The 14449-nt window shown below is 53.1% G+C and carries 10 protein-coding genes; 6 read left to right on the top strand and 4 right to left on the bottom strand.

All coding sequences use genetic code 11. The features are described from left to right. Window positions 1–138: 138 nt before the first annotated feature. Window positions 139–1221 carry an SMP-30/gluconolactonase/LRE family protein gene (locus J4D97_RS04970; RefSeq protein ID WP_243900165.1) on the bottom strand — a complete coding sequence of 361 codons (1083 nt, stop codon included), beginning with the start codon at window positions 1219–1221 and terminating at the stop codon, window positions 139–141. 295 nt (window positions 1222–1516) lie between these two features. Between J4D97_RS04970 and J4D97_RS04965 the strand changes: the two genes are divergently transcribed. Next, entirely contained in the window at window positions 1517–2545 is a 1029-nt protein-coding gene (locus J4D97_RS04965; protein ID WP_208306627.1) for an SMP-30/gluconolactonase/LRE family protein, read from the top strand. Window positions 2546–2681: 136 nt separating this feature from the next. Here J4D97_RS04965 and J4D97_RS04960 read toward each other — a convergent pair whose 3' ends face one another. Further along, entirely contained in the window at window positions 2682–3401 is a 720-nt protein-coding gene (locus J4D97_RS04960) for a copper homeostasis protein CutC (protein ID WP_208306626.1), read from the bottom strand. Beyond that, window positions 3398–4426 carry an isoaspartyl peptidase/L-asparaginase family protein gene (locus J4D97_RS04955; protein WP_208306625.1) on the bottom strand — a complete coding sequence of 343 codons (1029 nt, stop codon included), beginning with the start codon at window positions 4424–4426 and terminating at the stop codon, window positions 3398–3400. The genes J4D97_RS04960 and J4D97_RS04955 overlap by 4 nt, the downstream gene beginning before the upstream one ends. Window positions 4427–4741: 315 nt before the next feature. Here J4D97_RS04955 and J4D97_RS04950 point away from each other — a divergent pair, with 315 nt between their 5' ends. After that, the gene (locus J4D97_RS04950) at window positions 4742–5488 is read left to right on the top strand and encodes an energy transducer TonB (RefSeq protein WP_208306624.1); all 747 of its coding nucleotides are present in this window, start codon (window positions 4742–4744) and stop codon (window positions 5486–5488) included. A gap of 161 nt (window positions 5489–5649) precedes the next feature. Then, window positions 5650–7998 carry a COR domain-containing protein gene (locus tag J4D97_RS04945; RefSeq protein ID WP_208306623.1) on the top strand — a complete coding sequence of 783 codons (2349 nt, stop codon included), beginning with the start codon at window positions 5650–5652 and terminating at the stop codon, window positions 7996–7998. A gap of 35 nt (window positions 7999–8033) precedes the next feature. On the opposite strand, the gene mfd is transcribed toward J4D97_RS04945, so the two are convergent. Then, entirely contained in the window at window positions 8034–11546 is a 3513-nt protein-coding gene (mfd, locus tag J4D97_RS04940; RefSeq protein ID WP_208306622.1) for a transcription-repair coupling factor, read from the bottom strand. Between the two features lie 184 nt (window positions 11547–11730). On the opposite strand from mfd, the gene J4D97_RS04935 reads away from it, so the two are divergent. From J4D97_RS04935 to J4D97_RS04925, 3 genes are all read left to right on the top strand, one after another. Then, on the top strand, window positions 11731–11958 hold the full coding sequence (locus J4D97_RS04935; protein ID WP_208306621.1) for a hypothetical protein: 228 nt from the start codon (window positions 11731–11733) through the stop codon (window positions 11956–11958). A gap of 101 nt (window positions 11959–12059) precedes the next feature. Beyond that, on the top strand, window positions 12060–12800 hold the full coding sequence (locus J4D97_RS04930; RefSeq protein ID WP_208306620.1) for a metal-dependent hydrolase: 741 nt from the start codon (window positions 12060–12062) through the stop codon (window positions 12798–12800). A 599-nt stretch (window positions 12801–13399) separates the two neighbouring features. Further along, window positions 13400–14413, top strand: a complete 1014-nt coding sequence (locus J4D97_RS04925) for an NYN domain-containing protein (RefSeq protein WP_185281520.1) — start codon at window positions 13400–13402, stop codon at window positions 14411–14413. The last annotated feature ends 36 nt before the right edge of the window (window positions 14414–14449 follow it).

Raw genomic sequence — 14449 nt, 5'->3', positions numbered from 1 at the left:
AGAGTGTGTTTGTGTTACTACTGAACGGTGTAGAGACGCATACTTGCGTCTCATCGCCTGCGCCGCTAGGAATCGTTTAGGCGCCAGTCGTTCAACGATGAGACGCAAGTATGCGTCTCTACACCGTTCAGCTAATAGCTACTTCCCAATCTTCATCTTATACAGCCGGAACGGGTACTGCACCTTGTCCTCGCCGTTGTTCCACTTGGGTAGGAGGTTGATTTGGGCGGCTGTGAGGTAGAGGTAGCCGTCGGGGCCGAGGGCGAAGGTGTCGGGCCATTCTAGGCGTGGGTCTTGCGTTACGGTTTCGAGGTGGCCGGCAGGCGTTACGCGGCGCACGGCGTGGTTGGGCGAGTCGGTGAGGTAGACGTTGCCGGCCGCGTCGGCAAGCATGCCGTGCGAGATGCCTGTTTCGCCTACCGTCTCCACATGCTGCACCACTTGCTGCGGGCTCAGGTTGGCGTCGCGCAGGTATTCCGTCTTGATGCGGTAGAGCTTGGTTTGGTTGATGGCGCGGAAGTAAAAATACTCGAAATCATGCGTCAAGGCAATGCCGTTGACGTTGCTGCTGAACGGCTTACCCGTTTTGTCCTTCACCTCTTTGCCATCAATGCGCAGTACAAAACCGAGCTCCGCCATTGTCGATTTATCACCTTGCAGTACCAGGCGGCTTTTGCCGGTCTTTAAATCCAGCACCACAATGGCCGCCAGCTTGGGGTCGGAGAGGTAGGCCACCTGCCGGCGCGTGTCGATGCGCACGTCGTTGAGGCCGCTTCGTTCGCGCGGGATGTCCTCGAAACGGTAGATACGTTCTACTTGGTTGGTCTTCAAGTTGATTTTCAGAAGCTTAATACCGGCAATCAACGGGGCATCGTCACCGGGATTCGACGGATCCAGCACCCACAGGTTATCCTCCTGATCCACGAAAACCGTCTGCACGCTCACGAACCGAGTGCGCGCTTGCAGGGAGTCCCACTGGTTCCATTCGGCATTGGGGTAGGGGCGGCGCTGCCCGTTCACGATTTCCGCCACGGCATAATCGTAGTTCTTATCCTTCTTCGGAAACGTCACGAAAATGCGCCCCTGCTGCGACACGGCCACGCCAATGGGCTGGTGCTTGCCAAACTCCGCCACTTGCAGCAACGGTGCGCCGGCCGTTTGGGCCGCAATGGGTAGGGTAGACATGGCAAGGAACAGCAGGAAAAGGAGCGTTGATTTCATGTAGGGAGAGGTCAGGAGAAGCAGTTTTGTAGCGTTGTTATACTTTACTCTCTGTCATCCTAAGCTTGCGAAGGACCTTCTCACGCGTGAACGAGTCGTTAGTACGCCTGTCGTTCTAGGGTGAGAAGGTCCTTCGCAAGCTCAGGATGACAGGAAAAACGTGACAGTAACAGCCTTCTTCCTACGGCAGCCCTTTCCTTCAGGTTGATACGAGCTACGTTGCGCAACCTTCAGCGTAGTAGCAGGGTAGGGAAGAAGCGCCCCTCCTTCTACTGTTCTGCTAACTCTGTACCTAATGCGCTTCCTTCTTCTACTGTTACTCTGGCTGCCGCTGTTACCCGTAGCGGCCACGGCCCAGTCCTCCCCTAAGCTCACCAAAGGCCGCATCATCCGGCAAGACCCCGCCCTCGATCAGCTCCTCGGCCCCGACGCTCAACTTGAAATCGTAGGCTCTGGTTTCGCGCACATCGAAGGGCCGCTGTGGGTGGCTGATAGCAGTATGTTGCTGTTTTCGGATACAAAATCGCGCACCATCTACCGCTGGTCGGAGCAGAAGGGCTTGTCGAAGTTTCTGGAAAACAGCGGCTACACCGGTCGTATGCCCTACGGCGAGGAGCCTGGCAGCAATGGCTTGGCTTTAGATGGGAAAGGTAACCTGCTACTCTGCCAGCACGGCGACCGGCGCATTGCCATGCTACCCCTCGCCCAGAAAAGCGGGCTGCTCACCGTGACGGACCGCTACGACGGCAAGCGTTACAACAGCCCCAACGACGTGCTGGCCCACCCCACCAACGGCGCCCTCTACTTCACCGATCCGCCCTTCGGCCTACCCCAAAAGGAAAAGGACCCCCTGCGCGAGCTGTCCGTGTGCGGCGTTTACCGGCGCGACGCGAAGGGAAAAATAACCCAGGAAATCATGGATCTGTCGCGGCCCAACGGACTGGCTTTCACTGCCGATGGCCGCACGCTCTACGTATCCAACTCCGACTCGCTCCGGCCCGTGATTATGCAATACGACGTGCGCAGCAGCGGCAAGCTCAGCAACGGCCGCGTGTTTTTCGACATGGCCTCCCTACCCAAAGTGCGCCCCGAGGAGCTGCCCGATGGCCTGAAGGTGGACCAGGCCGGCAACGTATACGCCACCGGTCCCGGCGGCATCTCCATCCTCTCGCCCGCCGGCAAGCTGCTCGGCACCCTCGACCCCGGCGAGGTGGCCGCCAACTGCGCCTGGGGCGACGACGGCCGCACGCTCTACATCACCGCCAACACGTTTTTGTGCCGTGTGAAAACAAAAGCACAGGGCGTGGTGACGCGGAAGGAGTGATGTAAGTAATCTGTTATCCTGACTTGTCTGTCATCCTGAGCGGAGCGAAGGACCTTCTCACGGCAGAACGAGTCGTTGTACTGACCGTCGTTCTGCCGTGAGAAGGTCCTTCGCTCCGCTCAGGATGACAAATAGTTTAGCCTTTGCCCTCCGTCAACAACCCCACCAATTCCCGCACTAACCCCGCATCCGTCTGCCAGTGCGCTACGTCAAACTCGTTCAGTTGCGAGGGTAGGGGAATCAGCTTTTTGGCGCTGGTATGAAACTCCGTGGCGCCCGTAGCCGCTGCCAGCGACAACAGATTGCTGGCATTAATGCCCGCACCCGGCATGATGCTGATGCGCCCGGCCGCCTGCGCAACCAGCGCTGCCAGTTGCTGCTGCCCTGCCTCCGCCGAAACGGCGCCACCGGAAGTCAGCACGCGCTGGCAGCCGAGTGCAATGATTTCTTCCAACGCTGCCGCTTGGTTCTGGCACACATCGAAGGCGCGGTGAAAGGTGACGGCCATAGGATGGGCCAACGCTATCAGTTCCTGACAGCGGGCCATGTCTACGCGGCCGTCCTCGTCTAGTATGCCCAGTACTACCCCGTCGCAGCCTAGCTCGCGGCAGGACAGCACATCGGTTTGCATGAGGGCAAATTCCTCGTTGTCGTACACGAAGTTGCCCGGCCGGGGCCGAATCAAGACAAATACCTGAATGCTGAGCAATGCCCGCACGCGCCGAATGAGGCCGTAGGACGGCGTGATGCCGCCCTGCTCCAGGTTCTGGCACAGCTCGATACGGCCGGCTCCGCCCGCTTGCGCCGCCTGGGCTGACTGCAACGAGTTGGCACAAATTTCTAGCGTGTAGCTCACTTCAACAGGTACTCGCAGTTGATGAGCTGCTTCTGGTCTTTGGCGTCACACACGGCGTAGCTGAAACCTTTTTGCAGAGCAAACGCCCCTACCTCGCCCTTGCTGCTCACGGCAATGTAGCCCACCTGAATGTCGCGGGCGGCCTTGTCGCCTTTGATCTTGAGGACACGCTCTACGGCTGCTTTGCATGCCGCTTTCGGCGACAGGCCCTGGCGCATCAGCTCCACTACCGTGTGCGAGCCCACCATCCGAATCACGTCCTCGCCCTGGCCGGTGGCGGCGGCGGCGCCTACCTCGTTATCCACGTACAGCCCGGCCCCGATGATGGGCGAGTCGCCCACGCGGCCGCGCATCTTGAAGCCCATGCCGCTGGTGGTGCAGCTGCCGCTCAGGTTTCCCTGCGCGTCCATGGCCAGCATGGCAATGGTGTCGTGGTTTTGGGGGCCGCCCACAGGGCCTACCTTCTTCTGGTTGCCCGAGTTTTCGATGTTGACGACGGGCTTGTACTCGCTCTTTTTCAGCCACTCTTTATACGCCGCGGCTGCATCGGCGCTGAGTTCCAGGGGCTCCAGCGGGAAGCCCTGGGCCACGGCAAACTGCTGGGCGCCTTCGCCTACCAGCATCACGTGGGGCGTTTTCTCCATCACGGCCCGCGCCACGCTGATGGGGTGCTTGATGCGCTCCAGCGCCGCCACGCTACCGCAGTTGAACTTATCGTCCATGATGCAGGCATCGAGCGTCACGATGCCGTCGCGGTCGGGGTTGCCGCCCAGGCCCACGCAGCAGTTCTGCGAATCTTCGGTGACGCGCACACCGGCTTCCACGGCATCCAGGGCGCGGCCGCCTTTGCTGAGCACCTGCCAGGCGGCCTGGTTGGCGGGCACACCGTCGTTCCAGGTGGCAATGGCCACGGGTTTGTTCTTCACTTTGCCGGCGGGGGGTAGGGCCGCTGCGGCTACAGGTTTGGTTGCCAGCAAGGCCAGGCCGGCCGCCGACGATTTGATGAATTTTCTACGATTAGACATGCACAAGCGAAATGCGTTCGGCTAAAGAACGCAAGATTTAGGCATTTCTGCGCGATTTGGATGCAGGCCACGCAGCACTGGCGCGAGCTTGCAGCTCGTGCCTACAGTATCGTGAGGCTGTGCCTCACCCGTAGGAACAAATACGCGTGGCCCGTTTCCGGCTTGCCGCGCTACGGCAGATGAGGTGCAACCTCATCATCAAAGCAGACACGAGCTGCAAGCTCGCGCCAGAATTAGGATAACTATGCCAGTGAAGTCGTACTTTTCGCAGCGTCATTCTACTACATTACTTTTTACCGTTTTATCTCTACCCTTATGCGTACAGCCTCTACCCTAGTACTACCTCTCTTACTCCTTGGTGCGCCATTAAGCGGCTGGGCACAGGCCACGCAACCAATGACCGTCAGCCAGAAGAACCCTGCGGGTCGGGAAGAATTCAACGTATTAACAACTGACACCCAAACGAAGCAGGGTGCCTACCGGCAGTATGGCGGCCGCAAAGGCAACACGCTGCTCGCAGAAGGATTTTACACGGCCGGGCAGAAAGACAGCCTCTGGACGGAGTACTTCGACCTGAGCAGCCAGCCGAAAGCCAAAGGCCACTACCGCCGCGACCAGAAGGTAGGCGAGTGGGAATACTACACACCCGAAGGCACCCTAGCCACCCGCTACGACCACACCACTGGCCAGCTGCTCTTCCGCTCGCCTAGCAAGTGGCCAAACAAGCTAGTCATTCGCCCCTTGTCCAAAGAGGTGGTGATTACCGAGCCTCCCATCGCGCTGGCTGGCAACGATGCCTTGGCGCGGTCGGTTGGTATGAGCGTGCGCTACCCGGTGATGGCGTTGCGCAATAGGGTAGGGGGCGAGGTGCGCGTTGCCTTCACCATCGACAGCAACGGCAACACCTCGAATCACCGCGTCGTGCGCGGCATTGGCTACGGCTGCGACGAAGAAGCCCTACGCGCGGTACAGCTCCTACACACCGAATGGATTCCGGCCTCCGCCAATGGGCAACCCGTGGCGTCGGAATGCGAGATGCCGGTTAGTTTTGCGATTAGGTAGGGGACTGGTTCTGCAAGCAGTAATGTATAATCTATTGCTGCTCCATCAGTAATGGCATGAACAAGCCAATACCTGTTGAAGCATAATTAGCTCTGGGTACAAATACGCATTGCCTATTGCTCTTCTTTGTATTAAATTACGAAGTACATAAATAATATAAGATGACTAGAAAAGAACTTGTTGATCATATCCAAATCGCAAAGGATAATAGCGTTAAAAGCTTAGACTTATCTGGAAAAGGGCTTCTAGAAATTCCTGCTGAGATAGGCATGCTCACTGAAGTTACTTATTTAGATTTAAGCAATAATAGTTTAACCTATCTACCAAAAGAGATAGGATATTTAGAGAAATTATCAGAGTTGAATATTAAAGATAATGAACTAAAAAGTTTGCCAGAAGAATTTGGGTGTTTGTTTTCTTTAGAGCTTATACATATGAATGGGAATAATTTTGATGAGTTTCCGAATTGTGTGTATAATATGAAAAAATTAAAACATATATGTATTGCGGGAAATAATATATCAGAAATATCTGATGAAATAGAAAATCTAATACGTTTAAATGATATACAATTATATCAAAATAACTTTACTTCATTTCCATTAAGTTTAACTAAACTATACAATATAAAAAGTATTGGATTAGGTAGAAATAAAATAAAAGAAATTCCTATTGAAGTTACTAATATGAATAGCCTGACAGAATTAAAATTGGATTATAATCCATTAAGAATACCTCCAGAAGTTTTGTCTAAAAATACAAGATATTTGTTTAACCATATTAGAAAGCATGAAGAGTCTAAAAATAAAAAATATTTTAGCGAGGCTAAGCTTGTGTTTGTTGGTGATGGTAATGTTGGTAAAACATCTTTGATAAGAGTATTGCAAGGTCAAAGATTTGATAGGAGTCAAAGTAAAACAGATGGTATATCCATTAAGAAATGGAATGTTAAGGTTGATGAGGGTAGAGATGTTAGTGTTAATATATGGGATTTTGGTGGTCAGGAAATTATGCATGCTACTCACCAGTTTTTTTTAACTGAGAGAAGTGTGTACGTACTTGTTCTTAATACTCGAGAAGAGGATAGGTATGGTATGGTTGAGTATTGGTTAAAACTAATTAGAAGTTTTGGGGGTGATTCTCCTATTATAGTCGCGTTAAATAAATGTGATGAACATATGGGAGATGTTGATAGGAAAGGTTTAAAAGCTAAATATAATATTCATGGATTTGTTATGACATCGTGCAAGGATAATACTGGAAAAAAAGAATTACTGGAATTTATTAAAGAATCTATTGGTAGCTTAGAACATACTAAATTTGAATGGATTGACAAAGAGTTCAATGTCAAGCGTAGGCTTGAGGATATGAAATATGATTATATATCATATGATGAATATAAAGCTATATGTAAACAACAGGGTGTTGAGGATGATAAAGATTTAATAGGTTTCCTTCATGATTTAGGAATTGTGCTTAATTTTAAAAATGACGAAAGGCTAAGCGATACTAATATACTAAATCCAAGCTGGGTTACTGACGGTGTTTATAAAATAATAAATTCAAAATTATTGTTTGAATCGAAAGGTGTTTTAGAAATAAACAAAGTATCTTCTATTCTTAATGGCAAAACCCATCCTAAAAATAAACATCTATTTATCATTGATATGATGAAGCATTTTGAATTATGCTTCGATATTGAAGGAACAAAAGGGGAAAAGCTGTTAATACCAGAGCTTCTTCCAATACAGGAGCCTGATTTTGATTGGAATTATAGGGATAATCTATCATTTCAATATAAATATGATTTTTTAACATCAAGCATAATATCAAGGTTTATAGTAAAAATACATTATTTTGTATATGATAATATTTATTGGAAAAATGGAGTTGTTATTAAACTTGGTGAAAATAGATGTTTAATAAAAGCTGATAGAGAAGAAAAGATTGTATATATTTTTATTGATGGGGAAAAAATTACTAGGAGAGATGCTCTATCTAAAGTAAGAATTCAATTCGATTTGATACATAATTCTATTAATAGTATAGCTCCTGTTGAACTTATTCCTATAAATGGCACTAAGGAAACGGTCAAATATAGACATATGCTTCAATATGAAAAAGCTGATATATTAGAATATATCACGGAGAATGGTAATCACATAAAGGTGTCAGAACTGCTAGATGGAATTGATACTTCTGCGGATAAAGTTAAGATGTTTTCTGAAGGTGAAAATTTGAATAATATATCTAATAGTTTTAGCCCTGTAATTAATATAAGCAATAATGATGTTTCAGAAATAAACAAGAATCGTCATGAAAACAAAGTGCCATGGTATAAAAAAACTTGGTTATTTATCATTGGGTTATTGGGTTTTATTGGTCTTATAATAGCTATAGTTAATGACGGGTTTTCTGTATTCGATAGGTTTAATAAGTCGAAAAATTCAATTAAGCCTCGTGCCGCACAAGATACAATACTAGTTAGAAGCAATAAGCATGTAAAGTAAAATGGGGCGCATATACAATGCGCCCCATCTCACTCTCACACCTCTACCTTCTCCTCACTCCCCAGCTCACTCAGCACCCGCTTCGCCGCTTGCACGTTCTTCACATCGTCAATCGTGATGATGAGCTGTTCTTTGCGCTCCTTCATGGTGGCGGTGCGGGGGTGGGTTTGCACGTAGTTGAGCACCGTACCGAACTGGTCGCCCTGGAAGTAGGCCTCGTTGTTGGTGGCGGGCACGTAGGCTTTCAGCACGTTCTTCTTCAGCGTCACCTTCTCGAAGCCCACGCGGCAGGCCTGCCAGCGCAGCTTCACGATGTCGGCCAGCTGCTCTACCTCGGCGGGTAGGGGGCCGAAGCGGTCCACGATGCTGGCGACCAGTTTGCGCAGCTCCTCGGGGCCTTTCACGCGGTCGAGCTTGCTGTAGAGTTGCAGGCGCTCCGACACGCTGCTCACGTAGCTGTCCGGAATCAGGATTTGCAGGTCGGTTTCCACGTTGCACTCCTTAGGGCGGGCAGTGCCAGCGGCTTCCTGGAGGCGGCCGGTCTGGTCGCCCAGAAACAGGTCACGGAACTCGGTTTCCTTCAGCTCCTGCACCGCGTCGTCGAGTATCTGGTGGTAGGTTTCAAAGCCCAGGTCGTTGATAAAGCCCGATTGCTCGCCGCCCAGCAGGTTGCCCGCGCCCCGAATGTCGAGGTCGCGCATGGCCACGTTGAAGCCCGCGCCCAGGTCCGAGAATTCTTCCAGCGTGCTCAGGCGCTTGCGGGCGTCGGAGGGTAGGCCGGCCACGGGCGGCGTGAGCAGGTAGCAGTACGCCTTTTTGTTGGAGCGTCCTACCCGCCCGCGCATCTGGTGCAGGTCGGAGAGGCCGTGCATGTGGGCGCGGTTGATGATGATGGTGTTGGCGTTGGCAATGTCCAGGCCCGACTCGATGAGCGTGGTGCTTACCAGCACGTCGTACTCGCCATCCACAAACTTCATCATGCGCTTTTCCAGGGAGTCGCCATCCATCTGGCCGTGCACGTAGGTCACGCGGGCGTCGGGTACCAGGCGCAAGATCATAGCGGCCTGTTCCTCAATGTCTTTCACGCGGTTGTGCACGTAGAACACCTGCCCGCCACGCTTTATTTCCCGCGCAATGGCGTCGCGCACCAGCACCTCATCAAACACGTGCAATTCCGTTTGCACCGGCTGGCGGTTGGGCGGCGGCGTGGCAATAACGGATAGGTCGCGGGCGCCCATCAGCGAGAAGTGCAGCGTGCGCGGAATAGGCGTAGCCGAGAGCGTGAGCGTGTCCACGTTCACCTTCAGCTCCTTCAGCTTGTCCTTGGTCTTCACCCCGAATTTCTGCTCCTCGTCAATCACCAGCAAGCCCAAGTCCTTGAACTGTACGTCTTTGTTGGTGAGGCGGTGCGTGCCGATGAGAATATCGGTTTTGCCCTCCGCCACCCTACCCAGTGTCTCCTTTATCTGCTTGGTGCTCTTGAAACGGTTGATGTACTCCACCGTCACGGGCAGCTCCGAGAGCCGGTCGCGGAAGGTCTTGTAGTGCTGCATGGCCAGGATGGTAGTCGGCACCAAGATGGCTACCTGCTTGCCATCGGCAGCGGCCTTAAAGGCGGCCCGAATAGCTACTTCGGTCTTGCCGAAACCAACGTCGCCGCACACCAGGCGGTCCATGGGGTGGGGTTGCTCCATGTCGTGCTTCACGTCTTCGGTGGCCTTGCCCTGGTCGGGCGTGTCCTCGTAGATGAAGCTCGATTCCAACTCGGCCTGCATAAACGAGTCCTTGGCAAAGGCAAAGCCCGGCGCAGTTTTGCGCTTGGCGTACAGCCGGATCAGTTCGGCCGCAATGTCCTTCACCTTCTTCTTGACGGCCTTTTTCTTGTTTTCCCACTCCGGCGAGCCCAGCTTGCTCATGGTAGGCGGCGCGCCCTCGGCCCCGCTGTACTTGGCAATCTTGTGCAGGGCGTGAATGCTGACGGTCAGCACGTCGTCGTCGCGGTACACCAGCCGGATAGCCTCTTGCAAGTGCCCATTGATGTCCACCTGCATCAGCCCCGCAAAGCGCGCAATGCCGTGGTCCTGGTGCACCACGTAGTCGCCGGGTTGCAGGGTGCGCAGCTCCTTGAGGGTCAGCGCCTTTTTCTTGCTGAACTTCCGGGTTTCCTGGGCGCGGTAGTAGCGCTCAAACAGCTGGTGGTCGGTGTACACGGTCAGCTTCAACTGCTCATCCACGTAGCCCTCGCGTAGGGCCAGCAGCAAGTGCTGAAACTGCACGTTGTTGTCCAGCTCGTCGAAGATGGTACGGAGCCGGTCGGCCTGCCGCACCGAGTCGGCCGCAATGATGCTGGTGTAGCCCTGCTGCTGGTAGTCGCGCAGGTTTTTGAGCAGGCGCGGAAACTCCTTGTTGAAGCTGGGCTGCGGCTTGGCCGTGAAAGCAAACTCTTCAGCGCCGGTCTTGAAATGAAAGCGCTTGCCGAACTCTACTACCGCAAAGTTTTCGAGCTGCTTGCGGAAGGTCTTGGCCGTCTCAAACAAATCGGCTGGCTTGCTCACAATCTGGGTGCCGCCCGCCGACTCCAGCAACCGCTGAAAGCCCGCATCAGCCTTATCGAATGACTCGTCCACCACGTCCAGGGTCAGGCGCACATCCTTGGCCCACACCGTCAGGTTGCGGGGTAGGAAATCCAGGAAGGCCTCGCGGGTTTCCTGGAGCAGCTTGGTCTGCACGTTCGGAATGATGCTGATCTGCGCTTTGCGCTCTACCGACAGCTGCGTTTCGGGGTTGAACGTGCGGATGCTCTCCACCTCGTCCCCAAACAGTTCGATGCGATAGGGTAGCTCGTTGGCGTAGCTGAAGATATCCACAATACCACCGCGCACGGCGTATTGCCCGGCTTCGTACACGAAATCGGTGCGCTCGAAATCGTACTCGCCCAGCATCTCCCCGATGAAGTTCACGTCCAGCTTCTCGCCTACCTGCACCGAAAAGGTATTTGCCACCAAGCTCTTGCGGTTGATAACCTTCTCGAACAACGCTTCGGGGTAGGTCACGATGAGGGCCCCGGCGTCTTGAGCTGTTAGCTGTTGGCTGTTAGCCGTTAGCTTTTTCTCTGTTTCAGGGGTAGGCTCTACGGGCTTCTGGCCTTTGCTCCCCTTGCTGCCGCTGAGGCGGTTCAGCACCTCGGCACGCATCAGCACGTTGGCGTTTTCCGTCTCGTCGAATTCGTAGGGGCGCTTGTAGGAGCTGGGGAACAACAGAGGGTCCTGGGTAGGGAGCAGGTGCTGCAAGTCGGCCAGAAAGTACGACGCCTCCTCCTTATCGTGTAGGATAAACAGGTGGTGCTGCTCGGGGTAGAGCGTGTGCAGAGCGGCCGCCAGCACCGCATCCTGGCTGCCTACCAGCCCGCGCAGGTGCAGGCGGGGTAGGGGAGTATCGGCGGCCTCGGCTTTTTTGAGCGAGCGGAGCGTGGCCGGATTCAGGCGGGCGCCTACCGTCAGCACGGTCGGGTCGAGGCGGTAGAGCTGGAGGTAATCAGTGACCTTCAAAACAGGATATAGCTAGGAGGGAGGGCAAAGGTAGAAGCCCGGCCGGAAGGATTTTCCGGTCGGGCGCGCTTAGCAAATGGTAGTAGCAATACCACAACCACGCAACGAAAGTTTCCGGCGCCGCCGGTAAGCGCCGCCGTAGCAAATCCCGTATCTTAGCGAAAGTGATTATCCGTATTCTACAATGGCTGATAATAATGAAAACCTTCCGCTGGGGGCAGCCGAAATCCTGATCGAAATGCGGGAAATGCGGCGAGAGAATCAGGAAAACAACGACCGCCTACTTACGACCATAAATCGGCTCATTGATACGCTGACCGAACACGTAGTTGATATTCGTCAGAGCGTCCAGCGCATAGATCAACGGCTGGAGAAAATAGAAAAGAAATTAGACGAGTTTACCGATTTTTAGCGCCGCCTGCGTACGCTCGAAGATATTGTGCTGCGCAAAGCCTCGTAATCAACTGCCACGCCGATATCTTCGTGGTTTATTTATAATAGTAGTATCTCTCCTTGCGCGGATCTTCTCACTTGGCCATTGGCCTGATTACCGGCGTGGCCGTCGCCGGACTTGTCCCCCACGTGCCCTTCTCGGTGGCCGGCATTGCACTGGCAGGCTTCTCCTCCCTCGCCCCCGACCTCGATCACCCCAACTCCCGTCTCAGTAAGCGCCTGGGGTTTGTGCAGCAGTATGTGCGCTGGGCGTTTGTGCTGGCTGGCGCGGCGCTGGCTGTTTACACCCACTTTCTCCTACCCCTTGGCCCCGACCGGCGCATGGGCTTCACGGCGGCGCTGGCGTTTGGTCTGTTGGGTGCCGCCATGCAGGGCGGGTCGGCGCGGCGGTTAGCCCTACTGTTCACAGGCCTGTGCACGGTGGTGGCGGGCTTCTATACCGAGTTTCTGTGGCTGAGCATGCTGGGCGCGTTCATTGCCGTGGCGCCCTTCACTAGCCACCGCTCCTGGACGCACACTATTTGGGCCGCGGGCCTCTGGACCTACATCGGGCACCTGGCCAACTACACGCTGGGCTGGCACGGGGTAGCGTGGTTTGCGGGGGCGGGCTACCTCTCACACCTCGTGGCCGATTCGCTCACCAAAGCCGGCGTGAAATGGCTGATGCCGCTCACCGATATCTGCTTTAGAGTTCCCCTGATTCGGACGGGCTCCGCGAGTGGCAACGCGCTGGAAGTGGCTATCTGCCTGGGCTATGCTGCGCTAGTATTAAGCATAGTAGTGGGCAATATGTCTTTTTAAACTGCGTTTGAGGCCTGTGCTAATCGGGTTAAGACACTTAATGCACACATAGCTTAGTGGAGCTGGAGTATGTAGAGTAAGCAGAATAAAGCAGAAAGGAGGGAACGGTTGTGTTGGAAACTGGATTTATACTGGAAAAGCTAAAAATATATTACTATAATAATACAGGAACCAGCTAGCTTTGTGGCCGATAGTGTAAAGGGAAGTCACGTGAAGTAAATTTATATATAACTAATAACATATACAGAATAGGTTGGAATTTGCTTTAATTTGCAGATTGCTAAGTGAATATACCTAGGGTAGTTATGAGACTGAATTTATGCGTGCTCTTTCATTCTTCATTCACGCATCATCTCGTATAGTACTCCTTACTACAGCATATCACTTCTGCTAGATATTTCAGACGACAAGCTGCAACGCAAGTAGGTAGCGTAGCTTGATATTTTACAGTAATTATTTAGTAATCAATATGAATAATTTTACACAATCGAACTTGTATATTTGACCTGGTACTTCCGCAACAAAAGTACCTCCTGTTGTTTGCCCGTTCTCTTTTTCTTACTCACACCTCATTTTGCGCACACACATTTTTTTGCTTTATGAATCAGATCAATAGCCCTCTGGTTAGGATAGGCGTCTTTTACGATGGCAATTATTTCCTTAAAATCAGTGATTACTACTACTTCCAGCATGACCGCAAGGCCCGCATTAGCCTGGAAGGATTGCATGAGTTTATCCGGCAGCAAGTAGCCGAAGAAGAAGACGTAGACGTACGCCTGAGTCAAATTATCGATTCGCATTTTTTCCGTGGTCGCCTGAGCGCCACCGAAGCCCGCGACAAGGACCGCCTGTTCCACGACCGGCTGTTCGACGATATCCTCATGAACCTGGGGATTAATACGCACTACATGCCCCTGAAAACCCGCGACGGTCGGTTGCAGGAAAAAGGCATCGACGTGTGGCTCTCGCTGGAGGCCTACGAACTGGCTATGTACAAGAGCTTCGACGTGGTAGTACTCATTGCCGGCGACAGCGACTACGCCCCCCTCATCAAGAAGCTGAATACCCTGGGCACCCGCGTGATGCTGCTGAACTGGGATTTCAAATACACCGATTACAAAGGCGAAAACCGCGTAACGCGCGCTTCGCAGCAGTTGCTTAGCAGTGCTACCTACCCGGTAGACATGCACGACATCATCGACCAAGGCCTGTCGACCAACGAGGAGCTGATCGAAAATATGTTTGTGGCCCAGTCGGAGCCCACAACCTACCCTACCTCTACCCTGAAGCCCGTACGCCCTACGGGCCCGACGGCAGCTGGTCCGGTAGGCACGGTGGGCATCAGCACCATCAAAAACCTGAAAAACGGTTTCGGCTTTGTCGTGATGCCGCCCAACAATCTGTTCTTCAGCTACGCTGATATGGCCGAGGGTGACTTCAACGACCTGAATGAAGGCGACTGGGTGGAATTCACCGTAGGCCGCAATCACCGCGACGAGGACTGTGCCCGCAACGTACGCAAAGTGCAGCCCCCGCAAATGGAAGATGGCGACGAGTACGAAGATGACGAGGAGCAGGAGCACGAATCCGCCGGCTCGCCCGACCGTCTGTAAACATATATTGGCTTTTAGCTTTCGTTATTCAGTTAA

This window comes from Hymenobacter defluvii, assembly GCF_017589435.1.
GTDB lineage: Bacteria > Bacteroidota > Bacteroidia > Cytophagales > Hymenobacteraceae > Hymenobacter > Hymenobacter profundi.
This window is presented reverse-complemented; position numbering and strand designations above follow the sequence as displayed.